Below are 22,782 nucleotides of genomic sequence, written 5' to 3' on the forward strand. Positions count from 1 at the left end.
TTGTAGGTGCTATTACACAAATAACCTATTGCTAAGCCTATTTCAATTTTTGAACTAATGGAAGCTCAATAGATTTAAGGCCGGTACCGGTAGCAACAATGGCTACATTACCTTCGTGCGTACCTGCCCTTACAATCAATTGCGCTTTGCCTCCAAACAGGCTGCGTTGCCATTGGCCTGTCGAGCATTTATCGGGCTCGTGGCTGCTTGGATCTCCGTTGCCAACACCGATGATCTCGGCATCGCCTTTGATATCGAAATGCAGCAGATCCAGCGCATCCGGAACTTCGCGACCACTCTTGTCAACTACAGTGGCATTAACAACCACCGCATCTTCGCCGTTGGCCAGCAATATCTTTTTGGATGGCGATAGCACAATGCGATAAGCAGCCGTTGTGGTTTCAACTTTGGCAGCAATCACCTTACCTTTTTTATGGGCTACAGCAACAAGTTTGCCGGGCTGGTAAGTCACCGTCCAAACCAAATGTCCATCGCGTGTCATTTCCTTTTTCCCAAGGCTTTTGCCGTTAAGGTATAGCTCAACATCATCGGCATTGGTGTTTACCCAAACCTCAATGGGTTGCCCTTCTTTTCCCTTCCAATTCCAGTGCGGTGCAATATGCAATATATCCTTATCTGTCCACCAGGATTGGTAGTAGTAATACACGCTTTTGGGGAAACCGCACATATCCATAATGCCGAAATGCGAATTGATATTAGGCCACCGGTATGGCGTTGGCTCGCCACGGTAGTCAAAACCTGTCCAGGCAAATCCGCCCATAAACCATGGCCTTGCATCCGTAATTTTCCACCATGTTTCGGCTGTTGATGCCCAGGGTGGGAAAGTGACATCATAATCGGGCACGTAAGCATGCACTGTATCTTTAACATAGATACTGCGGGTAGTAACCGTACTGGCTACCTCTGTACCTATAATCGGCTGCAAAGGATGCTCTTTATGGTATCCGTCAATCCCCGATAAATTATAATTGAAGCCCCGCACCGGTATCACTTCGTTTACCCCCCGGTAAACATTACCCATATTGGCGGCATAGGTGCTTGTGCGGGTAGGGTCAAGTTGCTGTTGTAATAATATTTGATTCTGAGCTATACGCTTTCCGATATCTGTCCGGTGGGTGGCGTACTCTTCGTTACCTATTGACCACATAAAAATGGAGGCATGGTTACGGTCGCGCAATATCAGATCACGATATTGTTGTTCGTACTCCTGCCCGCTTGTTAGTAAGCGTGTTTCGTCCATCACCAGCATACCCAGGCTATCGCAGGCATCCAACAATTCGGGTGTTGGTGGGTTATGTGTTGTGCGGTAGGCGTTAACGCCCATTTCTTTTAACAATGTAATGCGGTAATACTGCAATTCATCGGGCAGTGCCGAGCCCACACCCGCATGATCCTGGTGGCAGCTTACACCTTGTACCTTTAATGGTTTGCCATTTAAAAAGAAACCCTTCTCGCTATCAAATTTAAAAGTGCGTACACCGAATTTAACGTTCACGCTATCGATGGTATGTCCACCCGATTTAATCAATGATACCGCCCTGTACAGATAGGCATCATCCAACGACCATAAGCGGGGATTGATGATGGTCATCTCGTCAGTCAGTTTTTTATTTTCCCGTATGGCTTCGGTAAATGGCAGCTGTTTGCCTGTAGCTATAATTTTGCCGTTCCGGTCGGTTATATAACTGTATAAAGTTGCCTCCGTTGCAGTAATACCCCTGTTCTCAATATCAGCTTCTATTGTCACCTGCGCTTTTCCGTCCGATACTTCGGCATGCGCAAAAAGTCCACCGGCTGTTTTAAAATGAACGTTATTGTAGCTGTTAAGCCAGGCGTGGCGGTATATCCCTGCGCCTTCGTAAAACCAGCCTTCGCTTTGGGTGGCATCGGCACGTACCACCATCACGTTCTTTTGGCCGAATTTGATAAAATCTGTGATATCAAACGAAAAGCTATTATAGCCGCTAAAATGTCCGCCGATATAATAACCGTTCAACCAAACTTTGCTGTCGCGGTAAACGCCGTCAAACTGAATTTCATAGCGCTTGCCCGAATCTGCTTTATTAACCGTAAACGTTTTGCGGTACCAGCCAATACTATTTTCGGGAAATAAGGCTCCTACCGGTTTGTAACCATGCGAATCGATGTCGTCATTTTTTACGTATTGAAAAGGCAGCGCAACAACCCAATCGTGCGGTAACTTTACGTTGGTCCAGGTAGAATCTTTAAAATCAGTGGCTATACAGGTACCTGCCGTTTCGCCCGATTTTGAAAAAATATTCCCGATACCGTAATTAAAATCGCGTTTAGGGTCTGAGGCATTGCCCAGGCTAAACTTCCAGCCTGCATCAAAATTGACATGGGTTCGCCTGTTTTGCGTTTGCCCGCTTACCGCTAAAGGCAGGATGCTTAAACAGATGATGGCCCTGAAGTAAAGTTTTTTTATCATGATGAATCTAAAATATAGTGTTTTGGGGTGACTAAAGGCTCAACATGCTCAGCCTGGACATCACCCCTTTTATTATGAACAGGTATGTTTCAAATTTATGTTTGTTTTCGATAACAAGCCTCCGACATTTTATCTTATCCCGGCTGTATTTTAACCAAAGGTTTGGTAACGCCCATTGCCCTGATTACAAAAAGTTATTCCGTTAACCCATGCTCCATCTTTAACCGTACAGGCTCTTGACATAGCTTCAAGTTATAATCAAAAGATGGAGGTTGTTAAAAATCTTCGTGCCTATCGTTGAATGACATCTAAAATTGGTTTCTCAATTGCTGATAAATTACTGCTTTCCGGTTTCAACAATTCAAATACGATGATTTCGTTAGCGCCTTTTTTCAACCATTCTGCCGGAAGATAGAGCGTTTGCTCGGGGCCAATATTCCAATAGCGGCCAAGGTTGTGCCCATTTACCCAAACCACACCTTTGCCCCATTTGCTCAGATCGATATAGGTATCGGCAATCTTCTGCAAATTAAAGGTGCCCTTTTTAAAAGTTGGCAAATTGCCACCTGCAGCAACGCCAGCTTTAAACGCAATTTGCTTGCTATCGCTTAGCGACAAACCAAACATTTGCCATTTGTTAATTTCGGCTCCATTAAAAAACACCGCTTTGGTTATACCTTTTTTGTTTTCCAGCAGGTATTTTCCAAAATTAATGCGCCCCATATTCTCTACCAAAATATCGAGGATTACAGGCCCGGCAGGCAGTGTCACCGTCATGCTGTCTTGCTTTAAACGCCTGTCGAGCGTGCCGATGGTTTTACCGTTAACCATAATAACGGCATAATCGCGCAGATCGCTTAATTTAAGTACACCTGTTTTGCCACCTTGTATAGTTGTACGATAAAGCACGTATCCATAATCCTGGTTAAGATCTTCGAACGTTAGCGGACTATCACTTAACCTGGCTTTAGGCAAATTATCTACCACCGAAACAGACTGACTAAAACCTATCGCCGGAATAGCCATAGCAGGCTTAGCCGCCGGAACAGCCGGGAGTGTTTGGCCTGCCGGTAAATGCTTTTGTATTACCTGCCTAAACTTCATAAACTTATCGGTTGCGTTACCAGCCTCATCAAGCGGCGCATCATAATCATAGCTGGTTATTTGCGGTTCGTAAGGTGTTTCGTCCTTATAGTTGGCGCCATTCATAAAAGCACGGGTGGTACCGCCATGAAACATATACATGTTAATGGATATACCTGCCGCGAGCACAGTATCTAAACGGCCAACATATTTTTCGGCAGCAACGGTATGGTGGCTTGCTCCCCACCAGTCAAACCAGGCTGGGTACCATTCGGCAATATAATAGGGGCCTTTGCCATTGTGGTTCTCGTTAATAATCTTTTTAACCTTGGCGGGATCATCAACGCCATTTATAGCAGGCATTAAACCCGGCAGGTGCCCGTTTTTAACATCAGCGCCGGGGTCGCAGGTGTACAATAAACCATCGAAACCCGCAGCCTTAAACAATTGTTGGTTAAGGGCCAAATAAGCCTTATCGCTGCCATACGATCCATATTCATTCTCAATCTGCACCATCAGGATATTACCGCCGTGGTTAATTTGCAAGGGGGCCAGCTGCTTGCCCACCTCGTTAATATATTTACGGTATTCGGCAATATACTGTGCTTCCATGCTGCGCACAACCAATCCCTTTTCGTTTTGCAGCCAGTAGGGGTATCCGCCAAATTCCCATTCGGCACATACATAAGGGCTTGGGCGCAATATTACCCAAAGGCCTTCTTCCTTAGCTATCTTCACAAATTCGGCCACATCGTTATTGCCGCTAAAATCAAAATGACCTTTCTGAGGTTCGTGCAGGTTCCAGAACACATAAGTGCCAATGGTATTCAGCCCCATTGCTTTGGCCATTTTCATGCGGGCGCGCCATGCCTCGCGCGGAACACGCGGATAGTGCATTTCGCCGGATATCATCTGGAAGGGTTTGCCATCAAGCATAAAGGCATCATCGCCCATGGTAAAAGTATGCTTTGCTTGCTGGCTATAAGTATTTACACTATAAAGTAATATCAGCGTTAAGAAAATTAAGAATTGTTTTTTCATTATTAATAGGTAGGTTATTTGACTTCTTCTTTAGTTTTTTGTTTGTAGTAATTTTGCATAATGTAAAAGGCTTTCTTTTTGTTGCCCTTATCATCATAAAGCCCTTTACGGTTCCAGCCTTCCTGGTACACCGGGTTATTGCGCTTTGGCGAGCGGAAATCGGCCAGCACCCATGGCGACAGGCCCACAAAATTATCGGGCATTCGTTTCAGCATATCTACCTGCTCTTTAAAGTACCATTCCTGGAACTCTTCGCTAAAGCGGCTCAACGAGTCGGCATGAAATCCGGCTTTAGCCCCGGCACCGGTTTCGCTTATAAACAAGGGTTTATTATACGGCGTGCTCCAGTTAGTGGTGCGGCACTTATCGGGCAGGCCGCCGTACCAGCCTAAGTATTCGTTAAAGGCTACCAGGTCGACAAACTGGCCCAGCGGATCGTCAACTATATTCTGATCTTTAAGGGCGCTGTAGTTAACCTCGAGCGCGGCAGATACCAGCCTTGTACTATCCAACTGTTTGGCTTTGGTGATCAGGCTATGCATAAAATCGGTACGGGTGGCACTTATTGGAGTTTCGTTGCCTACAGACCAGATGATAATACTGGCCCGGTTATGATCGCGGGTGATCATTTCGTTAAGCTGTGCCTTCGCTTTGCTTAACACTTCGGCACTGCCAAAATTTATCGTCCAGTAAACCGGAATTTCCGACCATACCAATATGCCCAGCGAATCGGCCATGCGGGTCATCTTTTCGTCGTGCGGGTAATGCGCCAGGCGTACCATGTTGCAACCCAGCTGGCGTGCCTGGCCCAACAGTTGCGCAGCATCTTGTTGGGTATAGGCGCGCCTAACATCCTGCGGTATTTCGCCGTGGATGCATATTCCGCGCATAAATAAGGGTTTGCCGTTTAACAAAAGCTTTTTACCGTAAGCCTCAATGGTTCTGAAGCCTATTTCATCTTCGGTTTTGTCGGTACCCGCGCTTATAACAACCCGGTAAAGTTTAGGTGCCTGCGGGCTCCATAGCCTCACCTGCCCGGGTAATTTAAAACTAAGCGGAATAATGGAGTCGGTAGTTGTAAACTGCTTTGTTAATTTGAGTTCGGGTATGCTTACGCTGATGGTTTGTGCCGACGAAGGCTGATGATCCAATTTTACCCAGCCCTCTACCTCGGGTTGTTTTGCCGGAATTGCACCCCCATGAGGTTTTTTAAGCTGCACCATAAAATCGCGGATAAAGGTGTTAGGCACCTCAACCAGTTCCACATCGCGGGTAATGCCGCCATAGTTCCACCAGTCCGTATTTAAAGTAGGTACCTCATCGGCGTAACGTTTGTTATCCACCTTAACTACTAAAAAGTTACCTGTATCTTTCAATAAAGCCGCAGGCAACTCAAAATTAAATGGTGTAAAGCCACCTTTGTGCATGCCTAATTTCTTCCCGTTCAGGTAAACATCAGCGCGGTAGTTTACAGCTCCAAAATAGAGATAGTATTTATTACCGCTATCCTGCTTTTTATAATCAAATGTTTTTTGATACCAGATGGTGCCCTCATAAAATACAAACTCAGGCTTTTGATGGTTCCAATCGCCGGGAACTTCGATAGTGTATTTGTCGTTATAACCGTGTTCTTTTTTCGCAGTTTTATTGGCCGGGATCCCCGTATTCCAATAAGCATCGCCATTATCCTCCTTAAGTTCTTTATACCTGTAATCGTAAAAACCGGTTTCGTAGGGGTCAACAATATAGTGCCACTTACCATTAAGGCTTAATGTTTTGCGGTGTTTAATATTTGTAATTAAATTGTCCTGTGCTTTAATGCTGCCTGTTAACAACAACAGCAGCACTAAGGTAAATATGCTTCTCTTCATTTTACTTTTCTTTATCAAAAACCTTCAGGTCCCAGTTATCAAACCAACTGATCTCCATATCGTCGCCCTTAAAAGTTATGGGGAGCCATAGGTATCGCCCATCGATAGCATTTTTGGGGGTCCATTTATCGGCCATAAAAATAAAGGCATCCTTTTTACCGGCTACCGGCAAAATATAGGTACTCTGGCCGCCAAAGGTAATTTCGGCACCTTTACCTTTGCATGGATTACCATGATAGGTCCAGAGGCCATAAATGGATTTGGCCGTAAACCAACGCGCCGGATTAGGCGCCCAGCCTGTAGTACCCGAGCCAATAAGGTAATAAATGCCGTTGTGCTTAAAAATAGCCGGAGCCTCGGTTTGGTGGCCGGCATATACACGTGCAAATTTGCCCGTATGGCCAGTGTAGGTATCGTTTAACTCCGCAACATCAAGGGTAAAGTTTTCTTCAGCCGAAAATATATGGTAAGCTTTGCCATCATCATCAACAAATACATTCATATCCCTTGCCATTTGCCCGCCAGGCACATCCCGGCAAAAAAAACCTTCGCTCTTGTTTTTTGGTTGTGCACAGTTAACGGTATCGGCATCCGGCGTTCCGGGTGGGTAATAGGGCATAAAACCTGCGTTGGGGCGATAGCTGCGTATAAACGTGTAGGGCCCTGTAACCTTATCACTTGTGGCTACCCCTGCACGGGCCGCCTTATAACTTTGCCCTAACAGCTCCAGGTGAAACCACATCACATATTTTTTTGTCTTTTTATTGTACACAACCTTTGGCCGCTCCAATATGCAACCTTTTGCAATGTCGCTGGTGGTATCGGTTGATACAGCAAGCGCTATGCCCTGGTCTTTCCAGTTATACAGATCTTTTGACGAGTAGCAATGTACACCTACCATGGCCCTGTTACCTGCGCCGCCCGCAATTTTATGTTCGCCAAACCAATAGTAAGTGCCTTTTTGGTAAAGCAAACCGCCACCATGCGCGTTAATGTGTACGCCTTTATCATCAGGCCAAAGCTGGCCCGGGCTAAATTGCTTTTGCTGTGCCATTACAGAACAGTTGAATAAGGCTAACAGTGCAAAGGCCGCCGTTTTTGCCAAAATTGTGTTTTTACAGAACAATGTTATCATTATTGAGATTGATTAGTTTGATTTAATATCCAGTGCGTGATCGGCTGTCGCATCCTTCCCGCTCCATACTTTAACCGATGTCCAGGGTAAGGCGGGGGTGCTCCAAAATTCGTCGGTAGCGGGCAGGCCCAGGGGCAGAAAGATCTCGCTGCAGATATATAAACTGCCGGTAGTAATATAAAAATCGGCCAGGCCGGGCTGTTTACCATATAAGCCAATATTAAGCCAGCCAGCACTATTGAAGGTAGATGGCGACTCCAGCGTTTTTTTGATCACTGCGGTTAACGCGCAACGTACCTGCGCCGGTGGCAAAGTTGAAGGCAATTGTTGTGTATAAGCCATATTGGCCAGGTGATGGAACACGCCCGCCCGGTATACTATAGACCGGCCTGTTGCCGGGTAGCTGCCATCGGTATTAATTAACCGTTCCAGAATTTCGGCGTAACGCTGGCCTATTTTTTTTACCTGTTCGGCATCTTTAAGATAAGTTTTCTTTTTTTCGCCCTGAATACGCAGTATCACATCAAGACTGGGCTGTATCACGATGCTGTTATAATAATCGAAATGAAAGTCCATCCCGTCGGAATACATACCATCGCCAACGTACCAGTGTTTGGTAAATTCGCGGATACCATAATCGGTGCGTAAAGCATCGTAACCCAAATCATATTTGCAAAAAAAGGCTTCTATCATCCCGCTAAACAATAGCCAATTGCTGTAAACGGGTACCGTATTACGGGTTAACTTCAGCGCATCAATAAGTTGTTGCTTAACCTGGCTATCCAAATGCTCCCACAACCAGGGGCACCTGATTAGCCCCAGGGCAACAAATGATGCATCAACAAGCGGCTGCGCGCCATGCCATTGCAGATAATCCGCCGCGTTCGGGTTAACCGAATTGGCTATCGCTTTAAGCGCCCATTCCCTGTATTGGTTACGTAATTTAACTTCATCAGCATCGCCGCCTTCAAGGTTAAGCCATGGTGCCAGCCCGCAAAGGGTGCGGCCAAATGCCTCAAGATAGGCTACTTTTGACCGGCTTGCTTTGTTATCAATATGATCAGCCAGCTCCACGGGCATATTTTGTTTCAGCTTATCGGCGGCCAGGTTGCTCATTACCGGGCGCGCCACTTTATCCATGTAGCTTAACCAGATTTGCCTATCGCTTATAGCGGCAGTTTTTTGGGCCAATACGCAAAGGGAAGGCAGCAGGCACAAAAACGGTAAAATGATTCTTTTTATCCTCATCCGGGCTATTTAATTTTAACAGGTTTAATTTTTCTGAAAACATCTACAGGCAAAATATGGCCATCGGCATCAAAATACATGGCCGAAATGCATGTTTCCCTGTTGTAGCCATCGCCACCCGGTATTTTAAACCGGTGATAGGCAATATACCATTCGTCCGTACCGGGAACTTTCACTACCGAGTGGTGCCCCGCACCTTTAACCGCGCCCTTACCTTTAAGAACCGGGTAACCAACTGCTTTGGTAAACGGCCCGAGCGGCGATGTTGAAGTGGCATACGCGATAGAGTAACGTGGATCGCGCGTATCATATTCCGACCACATCAGGTAGTAAATTCCTTTCCGTTTAATTACAAAAGGGCCTTCGTTGTAACCTGTTGGCTTAATAGAGATGATTTTTGATGTATCACAGGATACCATATCATCATTGAGCTTTACCATGTTACATTGCCCCTGCCCCCAATACAAATAGGCCGAACCATCATCATCAACAAATACCATGGGGTCTATCATTTGCCCGCGTTTGGTACCCCTGGCTATCAAGGGCTTTTTGATTGGATCAATAAAAGGGCCGGTTGGCTTATCGCTTACGGCCACACCGATATTTACGTTGGCGGAGTAGTAATAGTAATATTTGTTATTTTTAAAAGCGATGGTAGGCGCCCAGGCCCGCTCCTTCGCCCAGGTAATATCCTTAGGCAAATCCAGTATTACACCTTCGTTTTTCCAGTTCACCAAATTGGTTGACGACCAGCAGGTAAATTGAGTTGACAGCCAGCCCTCTGTGCCATCGGTAGTTGGATAGATATAAAACTTTTTGCCAAAAACAGCGATGTTAGGGTCGGCAAACAAACCTGGTAATGCCGGTGCAGGTGGTACGGTATCAATAATATAGCCTTTTACCAACGCTATTTTTTTAACATCACCTATAGTGCTCACCTGAGCAGATAGTGCAAACACTGTAAATAGCGAGATGGAGACACTTGCAAGAGTTGCTGTTATCAAGGCTGTTTTTCTCATTTCCCGGTTAAGTTTTGGTATCTGTTCAATGCCTCGATAAAATAGTAATCGGCATAAGTAAGCGGCACATCTATCTCTGTTTTGTTAGGCATATGGCCTACGCTGTGCTGCAATATAAAGCCGCCGTTGGTGCCCACTGCTGCCATATAAGGTTTAACCGATAGGTTACGTATGATGGTTTCGGCTGTGTTGAAATACAACTGCCCGGTTTTAGCATCTGTATATTGGCACAGCTCCAAAAATGCCGATGCCATTACCGCAGCAGCAGAAGCATCGCGCAGAGCACCGGGAATGTTGGGCGCATTATAATCCCAATAAGGTATCTTGTCTTTGGGAAGATTAGGATTACTGAGTATAAAATTAGCAATATTGCGGGCCTGATCAAGGTATTTTTTATCAGCTGTTTCGCGATACATTACGGTATACCCATATAAACCCCAGGCTTGTCCGCGTGCCCATGCAGATTCATCAGCATATCCTTGCGCCGTTCGCCTTTGTTTAACCTCCCCGGTAAGCGGATCGTACACAACAACGTGATATGAGCTATAATCGGGCCTGAAGTGGTTTTTCATCGTAGTATTGGCATGCGTTACCGCGATTTTGTAAAAGCGGCTATCCCCGGTAACACGGCTTGCCCAAAACAAAAGTTCGAGGTTCATCATATTATCGATGATAACCAGGTACTCCGGTTTTTTAGAATCCCACGATTTGATACAGCCAACTTTAGGGTCAAAACGCGATGCTAAGGACTGAGCGCTGTTAATGAGTATTTGCTTATACTCCGGTTTAGGTTCAAACTTTTCGGCATTGCCAAAACTACAATACATCATAAAACCTAAATCGTGCGTGGTTTTATTGTATTGCTCTTTGGCCAAAACAGCCATGATGCGGTTAGCCTCGGCAATTAAGGCCTTATCTTTAGTTTGATGGTACAGGTAAAGCAGCGTACCCGGGTAAAAGCCGCTGCACCACCAGCCCGAATTACTGGTTTCGAGCTTAGCCGAATCCGCATAGTATGTTTTAGGAAACCTGTCGGGCTTTAGCTCCTTTGCCATCAACTTATACTGGGCAGTTGCTTTTTTATAGTCGTTATCAATAGTTTGCAACAGGTCTTTATCAGCTTTAAAGCTCCGCTTCTGTGCGTTAGCCTTGCCGAAGTTCAATACGCCTGCAACAAAGCAGCCAGCTAATACAATTTTTACAATCGCTCGCATAAAACACACCCCTCCGCCCCTCTCAAGAGGGGAATCGCACAGGCCGCCGCTTTTATTCATGTATCTAATTGATAATGAGTGACTTTTTAGCTCCCCTCTTGAGAGGGGGTGGGCTGGAATGTGCGGCTGTGGGGTGTGTTTCGCCGTGCGACGAACTCTGCAACACGATGTTAAACTGTTTAATTTGATAGCGTTGCCGCCCCTCTCAAGCGGGGAATCACCCAGGCCACCGCTTGCCTTGTATATTGCATTGATAATGAGTGTTACCATTTAATAATTATTCTGTTCATATTAATTTAAGGATGCCATTCTAACACCTGCACAGGCTCCGGCGGGTTGTTGGCTTGGCCTTCGCCATCTATCTGTACAACCTTTTGTACAAACAGGTTCAGTACATGTTTTTGCGCCCACAAACCCGTATCATAGCTCGGCTCCCAGGCTCCTACCGAAAACGATGTGAGGTTACTTACCTTCCAAATATTTTGCTCAAGATCTTGATTGATCGCTATAGAAACCTTGTCACCGCGTTCTTCATCCCTGAAAATAAATGCAGCAGCCTGTTTTTCACCGTTACGCCAGGCAATAATTTGCGGCCTTGATACCGGGATACTTTTTGTGCCGCCCCCACTCAAACTAAAGGAAGTACTGCGGAAACCCAGATCGCGTGTTTTCCAGTCCTTGCCGTTAAAATAAACTAAGTGATATTGTGGAACCGTTTGCCCGGCTTCGCGCCAATAAGTTGCAATGTAAGGATTACCTGCAGCGTCGGCAAACATGGATGTTTGATTAATCAGTTCGCTGCGTTGCGGTATTTTGGAGGCATATTCGGCCGTTGCGGCAGTAATAGGCAGTGTATATTGCTGCCCGCTAAGCTTCTGCCAGGTTAAGCCACCATCTTTTGAGCAGGCATAACACAGATCGTGATTGCTTGCTACATCGGGGCTTTCGCGCCATACCCACGAAAGGTGAATATAACCGCGCCCATCAATAGCCATTTGCCAGTAGGCATTGCGCTTGCCTTCGCCATCAATCATACCATCCTGTACCTGTACCCAACTTTTTTGTTTTACACTGTAACGGTTAAGCATCAAGTTACCGTTGCCTGATGCGCCGTCGCGGTATAAGAATAACAGATCGCCATCGGGTAGTTTATAAAATTCGGGGTAGCTTACTTTTCCTTCCTTTTTGCCGGTCATGCTTATTTTTGCCGTCATACTTAAACTCCCGGGCTCCGTACTCCTGGCATAGTTTAAAGCGTTGTTATGTTGCCCCCAAGCTAAATGCAGGTAGCCCTCGCCATCAACTATGATGCTGATTGATTTATGCGCATCGGTAGCATCACCTTTAAACGCTGTTCGTAAGGTTTGCCACACTTTACTTCCGGATTTACGTTTGGCAAGTACCACATACTGGTTGTTATCATAATAAGCCGCGTACTGCTGCCCTTTAAAGGTAAATAAGGAGTTTTTGCGAAAGATAACCGCATTGACCGAGTTATTTGCCCAGCCGTTTTGGGCTATGGTAACCATGCTGGCATCTTGTGCAAACACAACTGCCCTGTTGCAAATTAGCATGCCCAGCAACATACTATATTTAAAAAAACTCCTCTTCATATCCAATCTAAAGTATGCTTAAAATCAACTATTCGCCGCAATTTTATTGATAAACGCGTACATAGTCTATCTCAAAACGGCGTGGAAATTTAGTTAGGGACGGATCGCCACCATTATCGCCGCCCAAAGCCAGGTTTAGCAATAAATATTGAGGCTGGTTAAACGGGTTGCTACCGTCCGCGTTCACCAGGTCCTTCAGATCAACATGGTTCATCAGGAAATCATCTACATACAGGCTGATCCCTTTTTCGTCCCAATCCATGCGCCAGATATGGAATTTACTCGCCCATTTTTTATCTGTAAATTCACTGATGGGCTTCGAGTTGCTATACCATTTGGCCTTGTAGCGGACGGCGGTTCCACAAGCTATATTGGCTAACAACTTCTTTTTATAATATTCCATCATATCGATCTCGCCACTTGACGGCCATTCGCCCGATACGCCCAAAGCCCAAAAGGCGGGCCATAAGCCCGCGCTCGTATCAATTTTGGCACGCATCACAAAGCGTCCGTATTTCCAACTATGTAAACCGGCGGTGTTGATGCTGGAAGACGTGTAGTCAATAAAAGACCTGCTATTTCTCCAGTTATCGCTTTGCGCACTGTAGTTTGGATTTGGCAGATGCTCCTTCCGCGCCTCGATAACCAACAAGCCTTTACGACACCAGGCATTTTGCTGCTGGTACCATTGCAGCTCGTTGTTACGTACAAAGCCATTTTCAAATTTCCAGTTAGCCGCATTGGGTGGGCCGTTGCGGTTAAATTCGTCGGCCCAAACCAATTTATACACTTTGGGCGTGTCGGTAGGTGGCGTGGCTTTTTTAGCATACGCTGATAACGACACACAGGCTAACATAAGGCAATTGAAGTAGATATTGAGTTTCATGCGGTTTGTTTATTGATTATTAAGTAATCCCGGCCAGTTCAAGGCCGGGATTCTAACAGAAGTGTAATTATAGCACCGGCTTTATGCGGCTCTTATTGTTAAGCCAGCAGCGTGAGACCGGTTCCAGCAATCAAAAAACAGCTTGATTTGATATGCAAGTGGTTCATACAGCTCAATAACCGGGATTTTGCGTCAATACCGCATCCTTATTCAATTGAATATCGTTCAGCGGAATCGGAAGCAGCATATTTATACTGGTTAAACCGGTAATTGGATGTTGTGCGTCGTTTGCGTTTAGGCGTAATGCACGTGTTACTAAAGTACCGGTGCGGGCAAGGGTCATACGGCGGTTTTCTTCCCCTATAAGTTCGCGGGCACGTTCGTCCAGGATATAATCGAGCGTCATTTGTGACGCAGAAACCTGTGCCGCTCCGGCACGTGTATGTAGCACATTAATTGTTGCAGCTGCCGCAGCTGTTTTACCTTGCTGTAATTGAGCTTCTGCCAGTAACAAATAGGTTTCTCCTAAACGCATTAATATAAAGTCCTTGATCATTGCATACCCAAAGGTATCATTAGGATCAAATTGCCCCCATTTCATGATGGATGGACAGATTTTAAACAAGGTATCGGCCCCTGCATAAGGTACTTGCTTGCCATAAATGGAAGCATAGGTAGATGCCGGGTTGTTATAATAATATCTTCTCTTTAGGTTGTATTGAGAGTTACGTATATCGTTTGCGCCGTAAAGGCCATATATCACCCAGTTACTTATGCGCATGCGCGCAACTCCGCGTCCACCTAATGAATCGGCTAAAGACATGCCTGCAATATTGTAGTATGCTGCACCCCAAATGCGCCTTTGTTGGGCGTTATCAGTATTACCACCTGCAAGCGTAGATGGATTTTCCTGTTCTAAAGTCCATATTACTTCTGGATTGCCCTGTGAGCGGCGCTGATTGCCATACTTGAAGATGTCCGAATAATAGTCGCCGCCAACGCTGGTATAAGATCCAAACCTGGAGCTTACCAGGCTGAACTTACTGCTGTTGATAATTGCCTGCGCAGTTGTTTCGGCTAAAGCATACTGGCCCGAACGTAAATATACCTGCGCTAATAACTGATATGCCATCCATTTGTTAGCCCTGCTTGCAGGCAAACCGGTTGTAGGATTAACTTTAGCACCTACAGCACCAACGTCAGGTAAATAAGTTAGAGCGAAGGTTAAATCCGTAACAATTTGAGCATTAACATCCGTTAACGGTGCCCGTACATAGTCGGTTTTAGGCGCGGTGAGCGCATGGGTAACTAAAGGCACACTGCCGTATAATGTGGCGAGGAAATCATATGCAAACGCCCGGAAAAATCGCGCTTCGGCATCAATTCGTTTTTTGCCCACTGTTACACCTTTTACATTGGGGCCTTCTACCTGGTCAATTATATTGTTGGCGTTGTTAATCAAAGTATAATATTTACTCCAGGTATATTGCGAGCCCGCATCCGCACTGGTCAATGTCGCATAATTATAATAAGGCACTTCGATACCTTGCTGATTTGCTGTAGAGTTGGCAACATCGGTTCCAACCTGAAACAAACAATGGTAGCCTTGATTGCTGGAGTAAGTTAGCCACGTACTATGCTGATTATACAAACCCACTAAAGCGGCTTCAAAACCCAGCGAATCAGCCAGGGTTACCGGGGCGTAGGACGAATAGGGAACTTCGGCTAAAAAATTCTTTTTGCAGGATGTTGCCCCGATAATTGTGGCGCCTACAGCTAAAATGATTATTAAATATTTTTTCATGTTATTGTATTTAAAATTACTTTAATGAAACAGTTACGCCTAAGACTACTGTCCGCACTAAAGGATAATTATTATCAGAATTTGACGCAAATGCAGCTTGGTTTGATCCGGAATTACCGGAGCCCCTGGTATATTGAGTGATTTCAGGATCTGTTCCTATCCAATTTGTAAAAGTATGTAGATTGCGACCGCTTGCAAAAACAGTAAGCCCCGAAACGTGTATCTTATCCAGATAACGTTGCGGAACAACATAACTTAATGTCACATCCTTAATGCGGGTGTAGCTGGCATCCTGCGGAAAGCCATAACCTCTGCTATTGGTATAAGCTAACGAATTGTAGAAATTTTCGCCATTAGTGGGTGTCCAATAACCTATAGCTGCGGGTGTGTTGGCCCTTCCCTGAGCCTCAATATTATTCAGATCGGAATTATAGCGCATCTGCCCTTGAGCTGTCTGTATAAATACACTCAGGCTTAAATTTTTATAATGAAATGTGTTGGTGAATCCGCCTGTCCATTTCGGCGCAGTTTGGCCAAGGATAACTTTATCGTCTTCAGTGATTTTTCCATCTCCGTTTGTATCTGCAAATTTTATATCACCGGGTTTGGCTGTAGGATCTTGTTTAGAAACATCTTCACCGGTTTGCCAGATACCCACTTTTTTGTAATCATATATAACACTGATTGGGGATCCGATGAACCAGCGGTTTCCCAAATCGCTTTTCTGGTCGCCATACAAATCTTTAATAGCATTTTTGTTTTGTGCAAACACAATAGTCGATTCCCAACGAAAATCCTTTGAATCCACATTGCGGGTGTTCAATGTTACTTCAATACCTTTATTGCCAACTTTACCGATATTATAAAGCACATTATTGTAACCAGATATTGCCGGCAAACTGCGATATAACAGCAAATCGCTCGTTGTGGTATTATAGTAATCAATAGTACCTGTGATCCGGTTTTTTAACACAGCGAAATCGGTACCTATATTTAAACCTGTTTTAGTTTCCCAATGCAAGTTGGCATTACCTAAAGTTGTGCCGGCAAGCACACCTGTATAAACGGCGCCTTCAAAAGGATAACGCACTGTTCCATCTGTAGTAGTAGTAGCATAAGGATTAATAGCCTCGTTACCAGTACGGCCATAGGAGGCACGTAATTTCAGGCTATTAATGGTGGTTACGTTTTGCATAAATTTTTCGTTGCTAACGTTCCAACCAATGCCGCCAACAGGAAACCAGCCATACTTATTGGTATTAGCACCGAATACAGAAGAACCATCCCGGCGGACTGTAAAGTTCAATAGATAACGGCTATCAAAAGAATAGTTGATCCGGCCCATTTGCGAACGGCGTGCTGAACGGCTGGCATAGCTGGTTACTGACGGCGTTGTGCCGGCGGATAAATTGTAGAACGTTAGTTCATCATTTACAAACCCGCTTGCTGAGGCGCCTGAGGATAAATAATTACTCTCCTGCTGACTGTATAATCCGGTAAAATCAATATGATGCTTACCGAAATCACGATTATACAATAACAGATTTTCAAGTGTATAGGTATTATATTCTGTATTGTTGGCGCTACCGCTACCAACCAGATTATTGGCCAGCCGACCAGTGTAGTTATCGGTTCTGCCAGGTACAAAGTTGTATCCTACATTGAGTCGATATTTTAGTCCTTTTAGTATCGCATCCAGTTTCAAATCGGCAAAACCATTACCGCTCACGTTAACACTGCGCCTTATAGCAGTTGTTGTTAAGCCCAGTAGTGGATTGGTATAAAGTTGTTCCGGATCCATCGGATAAATCTTGTAACTACCATCCGCATTATATTCAACACCATAAGGGCTCATATTGCTGGCCATTTGCAAATTAGCACGGCCTCCATCATAGTTATTGTTGGCATAGTAAATATTTGTGCCCAGGGTTAAATAATCAGTAACATTAATATCAAGATTGGAACGAATGCTCACTCTTTGATATTGGTAACCCTTTATATCACCTTTTTCACTAAGATAATCACCTGATATATAATATTTAACATCTGGCGAACCTCCCGAAATACTTACATTATGATCCTGATATATGCCCTGCTGGGTAATTTCTTTCATCCAGTCGGTAGTTGTACCTGCGTTGTAAGCAGCCACTTCGCTCAGGTTAGGCACAGGATAAGTATTAGTGAGCTTATTTTGTGATAAATAATCCTGGTATTTCTGGTAATATTCGGGCCCGGTGCGCGGCGTTAGTAAATGAGCGATATTATCCAAACCTACACTCCCACTGTAACGAACAACTGGCTTACCTGTACTGCCGCGCTTTGTTGTAACCAGAATTACACCATTGGAGCCGTTTGTACCGTAAATAGCAACCGCCGATGGATCTTTTAAAATTTCAATAGAAGCAATATCATTCGGATTAATATCATTTAAAGAGCCGCCGGTTTTACTCAACGGAATACCGTCTACCACAACATAAGGATCAGAAGACGCGTTGATGGAATTTTGGCCCCGTAATTGGGTTGAAGGTTGCGTACCCGGGATTCCTGATGGCACTGTAATGCTTACCCCGGCCACGGCACCTTCCAGTGATTGTAATACGTTTGTAGCCGGTAATCCCGATAGCCTGGATTTTGGCACCGAAGTAACAGAACCAACCACGTCTGATCGTTTTTGAGTACCATAACCAACCACAACCACATCGCTCAATTGATGAGCATCTTCGCTTAATGTGATATCAATAACCTTATTAGCGCTACTGACATCGACAACCCGTGTAACAAAGCTGACAAATGATACCTTAAGCTTAACGGGTTCTGTTAAGTTTAAGGTAAAGTTACCGTTAGCATCGGCCAAAGTACCCATTGTTGAAGTTCCTACCTTGATTGAAGCACCAGGCAGGGGATTTCCTTTTGCATCAATTACTCTGCCTTTTAACACATAGGCAGTTTTCTGAGCAAATACGTGCAGGTTTGCGCAGAGCAATACGTTTAGCATAAACGTAAAAACACTGAAATAAGTAAACTTTCTTCTCATGATTTTTGGTTAAATTTTATTAGGGGAATTAGTTTTTAAACCTTAAGTAAAAAGGTTTAGGAATAGTAAAAGTTGAAGCAGTAAATTTTCTCCTCATGCGTTAAATTTAAGTGATGAATAAAACTAATACAGGCTATGTATTTATAATTGTGAAAGCTAAGTAATGAGATTTCCTACACAATCGTGGGGGGTATTTAGTAAACTTAGGGGGTAAATTTAATTAACCGGTACCCTGGTTAATTAAATTTCTAATTGTTGAGGTTATATGAATTTTGAAAAGCAGGCCTGTGGCGCTTTATAAAATCAGAAGGGTTTAAGCTAAATTGCTTTTGAAAGTGTTCCCTGAAATATTTGATATCGTTGAACCCTACTCTGAATGCGGCTTCATTAACATTACAGTTAGTTTTGATCATTAACTCAGCAGCCTTGCGCAAACGTACAAAACGGATAAAACCAGTTAGCGATTGCCCTGTAGCCAATTTTACTTTTTTATACAAGGTGGAGTGGCTCATTCCCATTTTACCGGCAATCATAGTTATATCCAGATCAGCGCCCATAATTGAATTTTCAATAATTTCTATGAACCTGTAAAGAAAATCCTTATGTTCTTCTGAAATACTACGGCTGCTGCCCTTGGAAGTGATCTCGCTGTAAAAATAATTTTTTAGTTCTGATTTGTTTTTGATGATGCCCTTTACCCTTGCAACCAGCAAATCCTTATCAAAGGGCTTATTGACATAATCAATAGCACCTTCTTCAATTCCTTGTAAACGGACGCCCGCCGCCGATTCGCCGGTAAGCAGGATGATGGGGATATGGCTTAAGGCAGAATCCTTTTTTAAAATTTTGCATAGTTCAAGCCCACTAAGTCCCGGCATAACAATATCGCTTATAATGACATCAGGCAAATATTTTTTTATAATCGCTAGCCCTTCCTCTCCACTACCGGCATCATAAACCATATAGTCTACAGCAAATATTTTCCTGATATAATTTCTGATCTCCTGGTTGTCATCGATTATTAAAACCGATTGTTTGTCCGAGATCAGCAACGGAAGATCGTTAACTACAGGCAAATTCGAATCACCTTGTTGATTATCGTAATCTATTAATTCATCTGCGTATGAATGACTTTCGCCGGCCAACTCTTGTATAGTGTACCCGGTTAAATGCTCCTTACCTTTTGGCAACGACAAAACAAACGTTGTACCACTACCCACTAAGCTCTTGTAAGCGATAGTCCCCTTATGATCCTCGATAAATGTTTTTACCAGGTATAAACCTATGCCAAAACCAGTTTTCAATGAGTTTGCATCCTTTACCTGGTAAAATTTATCAAATAGCTTCTCACCAATATCCTCGGTTATACCAACCCCGCTGTCAGCTATTTCAAAATAAACAAATCGTTCATCTTCCTTAATAGCTAAATGGATGTAGCCTCCATCCGGTGTAAACTTAATAGCATTTGATATTAGGTTGAAGAGCACTATTTCTATCTTCTCGCGGTCAACATATATTTCTATATCATCATGAGTGGTGTGCAGTTGATATTTTAAATTCTTCACTTTAACCTGTTGTGTGAAACACATAAAAACCTCGTTGCAAAGGCTAACAAAATTTAGTTTGGATACCTTCATCAGGTTGTTTTCGCTTTCAGCCTTTCTAAACAACAACAAATGATCAACCAGACCGAGTAAACGCTTTGCATTACGGTAAATCAGGTTCAATTCATCCTTATTGGAGTCGTTTTTATTCAACAGGTCCTTAATGGGATTAATGATGAGCGTCAAAGGTGTCCTGAACTCGTGCGATACATTGGTAAAAAACGAAAGCTTTTTTTCGTTAAGTTCTTTTTCGCGCTCCACTTTAAGGTTGGCAATTTCAACCTCGTATTTAAGTTTTGTTTGCCTACTGCGGTAAAGCCAGAAACAATAAATAATAGTTGCCGTAATGCTGATATAAATTAAATAAGCCCACCAGGTACGTTGCCACGGCGGCAGTACCGTAATTATAATGTTAAGCTGCTGGTTGGGCAGCCAGGCGCCACCAGTATCGGTTGCTTTGATGTGCAGGGTGTACGTACCCTCGTTTAAACGCGTGTAATAGGCTGATTTTAACTGGCCAACATAATTCCAGCCATGGTCCCATCCTTCAAGATAATAGGCGTAATTTATTTTATCCGGGTACGAATACTCTAATGCAGTGTAATCAATAGCGATTGTTGCCTGGCTATACGGCACGGTGATACTTTTTAGCGATACCAACGGCTGGTTATCGGTATACTCAGAACTTTGATCAAAAACGGTATTATTGATATGTAAGCCCGTAAGCCTGATTGGTGAACGCCGGATGTCTGCTTCTATGCTATCCGGATCAAATAAATTAAACCCGCTTATCCCGCCAAAAAGCATTTTGCCGCTTTTAAGTTTTAAAGCCGCGTTATAGTTAAATTGTTTACTCTGCAAGCCATCCGATACATCGTAATTTTTAAAAACCCTGGCTTTAGGATTAAAACAGCTTAAACCATTATAAGTACTGCACCATAAATTGCCCGTTCGATCAACCAAAATATTCAAAACCGAATTATCGGGCAAACCATCGGCTTGCATATACCTGGTATAGGTGCCCGAAAGCATATTAAACAATAGTAAACCTGCACCATCGGTACCAATCCAAAGGTTGTTACCGTCTCCTTGCGTTATAGCACGTATGGCATTATCAATAGTATAAAAACGATGATGCTTGTTTACCCGATCTATTTTAATGAGCCTGTTATAATCGCCGCCCCAGAGGTTGCCGCTCCGGTCTTCATAAAGCGTGTGGATGTTAGCCAGGTTATGATCAAACAATTCAAATTGATCGTTTTTGCGATTATATAAGTACAATGCGCCGCCCCTGGTTGCGCCGGCCCAAAGGTTATGTTGGCCGTCCTCAAAAAGTTTCCACAGGTTTTTATCTTCTTTTTTACCAACCGTATTATAGCAGGTATAATGTTTGAATGTTTTTGTGGCTTTATCAAAGGCATCAATGCCGCCGCTGAAAGTAGCCACCCATATCCGGTTTGTATAATCTTTAACTATACTCACCACAAAATTGCTGATTAACGAGCCAGCAGAATGGCTATGCGAATAGCTTGTATAGGTATTGCTCTTAACATCCCAGTAGCTTAACCCGCTACCATCTGTACCTATCCATATATTATTGGCCTCATCCTCACAAAAAGAGAGGATGAAATTGTTGATCACGCTGTTTTTATTAAAACGATCGTGGGTAAATAAACTGAAGGGTTTATCTTTTGCTTCAATAACATTGATACCTCCGCGAAGGGTGCCTATCCACTTACGTTGCTGGTCGTCCTCATAAATAACGCTTATAGCCCCGCTCTTTAATGATGCTTTCTCTTCCCCGGGAACGATGTACGATAATTTTTTGCTTTGGATATCAAATATATTTATACCGCCGCCATTGGTTGCTATCCACAGTTTATTATCCGGATCAAGCTTCAGGTCTACAATGTTTTCACTGGTAAAATTCCCACCGGCAACTGCAAATCTGTCGAGCATGCCTGTAGTTATATGGTAAAGGTATAGCCCGTTTTCGGTGCCTATCCAAATATTGTTTTTTTTGTCTGCCAATAAACAACTGGCCAGCTTAATGTTATTGTTTACCACGCCAATTTTTTTTGTATCAGCATGATAAAGGCATAAACCTACGTCCTTAATAAACAACCATAAATTTCCACCATCATCACCCATGTTGAGTGCACTTACCGTATAAGGTTTGCCTTTGCCGCCAAATGCTACCTGCCTGCTTTGGTTGCTATGCTTATCAAAAACAAGCAAACCTAAGCTTTCTGTTGCAGCATACGTTTTCCCGTTTTTATCGGTAAACAGGCTGTAAACTGCCGAACGTACTTTTTGAAGTTTGCCGCCTAACGAAGGCTGATAATAAACAGGTTGGAATTTAGAGTCGGCGTAATCATAATAAATCAAATCCTTTTGAGTGCCAACCAGTATATGATTACCCAAGCCTGTAAGGCAGGATATGTAGTTACAACTTAACGATGCCGGGTTACCCCAGGTATTTTTATATACTTTAAATTTATTACCATCATAACGGTTTAAACCGCTATTGGTACCTATCCACATAAAGCCGTAGTGATCTTTAAAAATGCAATTAACCGAATTGTTGGAAAGCCCCTGCTCAATACCAATGTATTTGATTTGCTGAAAGGCCCACGACGGTTTAACCGATAAAATGAAAACAATTAACCCGAAGTATTTTAACCAGGATTTTAGCCGCATTTCACGAAAAAATTTAAACAGATTTATCAGGGTTTATATATTAAGAGACATCAAATTTAA

At 43.7% G+C, this 22,782-nt stretch carries 12 protein-coding genes; all 12 read right to left on the bottom strand.

Translation table 11 applies throughout. The features are described 5' to 3' along the window. Positions 1-37 precede the first annotated feature (37 nt). Positions 38-2,470, bottom strand: coding sequence for a beta-galactosidase GalA (gene galA, locus MUCPA_RS08685; protein WP_008505796.1), 2,433 nt, complete (start codon positions 2,468-2,470; stop codon positions 38-40). Between the two features lie 291 nt (positions 2,471-2,761). Next, positions 2,762-4,594, bottom strand: coding sequence for a glycoside hydrolase family 35 protein (locus MUCPA_RS08690; protein ID WP_008505797.1), 1,833 nt, complete (start codon positions 4,592-4,594; stop codon positions 2,762-2,764). Between the two features lie 14 nt (positions 4,595-4,608). Next, positions 4,609-6,465 carry a glycoside hydrolase family 2 protein gene (locus tag MUCPA_RS08695; protein WP_008505798.1) on the bottom strand — a complete coding sequence of 619 codons (1,857 nt, stop codon included), beginning with the start codon at positions 6,463-6,465 and terminating at the stop codon, positions 4,609-4,611. Position 6,466: 1 nt separating this feature from the next. Next, entirely contained in the window at positions 6,467-7,600 is a 1,134-nt protein-coding gene (locus tag MUCPA_RS08700; RefSeq protein WP_008505799.1) for a glycoside hydrolase family 43 protein, read from the bottom strand. Positions 7,601-7,612: 12 nt separating this feature from the next. Beyond that, on the bottom strand, positions 7,613-8,848 hold the full coding sequence (locus MUCPA_RS08705; protein ID WP_008505800.1) for a DUF2264 domain-containing protein: 1,236 nt from the start codon (positions 8,846-8,848) through the stop codon (positions 7,613-7,615). A gap of 5 nt (positions 8,849-8,853) precedes the next feature. Continuing rightward, positions 8,854-9,867, bottom strand: a complete 1,014-nt coding sequence (locus MUCPA_RS08710) for a family 43 glycosylhydrolase (protein ID WP_008505801.1) — start codon at positions 9,865-9,867, stop codon at positions 8,854-8,856. Next, a complete protein-coding gene (locus MUCPA_RS08715) occupies positions 9,864-11,351 on the bottom strand; it encodes a glycoside hydrolase family 88 protein (RefSeq protein ID WP_008505802.1) in 1,488 nt (495 codons plus the stop codon). Before MUCPA_RS08715 ends, MUCPA_RS08710 begins: the two co-directional genes overlap by 4 nt. A 26-nt stretch (positions 11,352-11,377) precedes the next feature. Next, positions 11,378-12,694 carry a BNR repeat-containing protein gene (locus tag MUCPA_RS08720; RefSeq protein WP_040625799.1) on the bottom strand — a complete coding sequence of 439 codons (1,317 nt, stop codon included), beginning with the start codon at positions 12,692-12,694 and terminating at the stop codon, positions 11,378-11,380. 43 nt (positions 12,695-12,737) lie between these two features. After that, positions 12,738-13,580 carry a glycoside hydrolase family 16 protein gene (locus MUCPA_RS08725; RefSeq protein WP_008505804.1) on the bottom strand — a complete coding sequence of 281 codons (843 nt, stop codon included), beginning with the start codon at positions 13,578-13,580 and terminating at the stop codon, positions 12,738-12,740. A gap of 172 nt (positions 13,581-13,752) precedes the next feature. After that, the gene (locus MUCPA_RS08730; protein ID WP_008505805.1) at positions 13,753-15,384 is read right to left on the bottom strand and encodes a RagB/SusD family nutrient uptake outer membrane protein; all 1,632 of its coding nucleotides are present in this window, start codon (positions 15,382-15,384) and stop codon (positions 13,753-13,755) included. A gap of 16 nt (positions 15,385-15,400) precedes the next feature. Then, entirely contained in the window at positions 15,401-18,418 is a 3,018-nt protein-coding gene (locus tag MUCPA_RS08735; RefSeq protein WP_008505806.1) for a SusC/RagA family TonB-linked outer membrane protein, read from the bottom strand. A gap of 248 nt (positions 18,419-18,666) precedes the next feature. Further along, entirely contained in the window at positions 18,667-22,722 is a 4,056-nt protein-coding gene (locus MUCPA_RS08740; RefSeq protein WP_008505807.1) for a hybrid sensor histidine kinase/response regulator transcription factor, read from the bottom strand. Positions 22,723-22,782 lie beyond the last annotated feature (60 nt).

This window comes from Mucilaginibacter paludis DSM 18603, assembly GCF_000166195.2.
Classification (GTDB): Bacteria; Bacteroidota; Bacteroidia; order Sphingobacteriales; family Sphingobacteriaceae; genus Mucilaginibacter; species Mucilaginibacter paludis.

Excerpts from the sequence above, each read along its gene's own strand:
- galA (WP_008505796.1), bottom strand. The coding sequence starts at position 2,470 with ATGATAAAAAAACTTTACTTCAGGGCCATCATCTGTTTAAGCATCCTG.
- MUCPA_RS08690 (WP_008505797.1), bottom strand. The coding sequence starts at position 4,594 with ATGAAAAAACAATTCTTAATTTTCTTAACGCTGATATTACTTTATAGT.
- MUCPA_RS08695 (WP_008505798.1), bottom strand. The coding sequence starts at position 6,465 with ATGAAGAGAAGCATATTTACCTTAGTGCTGCTGTTGTTGTTAACAGGC.
- MUCPA_RS08700 (WP_008505799.1), bottom strand. The coding sequence starts at position 7,600 with ATGATAACATTGTTCTGTAAAAACACAATTTTGGCAAAAACGGCGGCC.
- MUCPA_RS08705 (WP_008505800.1), bottom strand. The coding sequence starts at position 8,848 with ATGAGGATAAAAAGAATCATTTTACCGTTTTTGTGCCTGCTGCCTTCC.
- MUCPA_RS08710 (WP_008505801.1), bottom strand. The coding sequence starts at position 9,867 with ATGAGAAAAACAGCCTTGATAACAGCAACTCTTGCAAGTGTCTCCATC.
- MUCPA_RS08715 (WP_008505802.1), bottom strand. The coding sequence starts at position 11,351 with ATGGTAACACTCATTATCAATGCAATATACAAGGCAAGCGGTGGCCTG.
- MUCPA_RS08720 (WP_040625799.1), bottom strand. The coding sequence starts at position 12,694 with ATGAAGAGGAGTTTTTTTAAATATAGTATGTTGCTGGGCATGCTAATT.
- MUCPA_RS08725 (WP_008505804.1), bottom strand. The coding sequence starts at position 13,580 with ATGAAACTCAATATCTACTTCAATTGCCTTATGTTAGCCTGTGTGTCG.
- MUCPA_RS08730 (WP_008505805.1), bottom strand. The coding sequence starts at position 15,384 with ATGAAAAAATATTTAATAATCATTTTAGCTGTAGGCGCCACAATTATC.
- MUCPA_RS08735 (WP_008505806.1), bottom strand. The coding sequence starts at position 18,418 with ATGAGAAGAAAGTTTACTTATTTCAGTGTTTTTACGTTTATGCTAAAC.
- MUCPA_RS08740 (WP_008505807.1), bottom strand. The coding sequence starts at position 22,722 with ATGCGGCTAAAATCCTGGTTAAAATACTTCGGGTTAATTGTTTTCATT.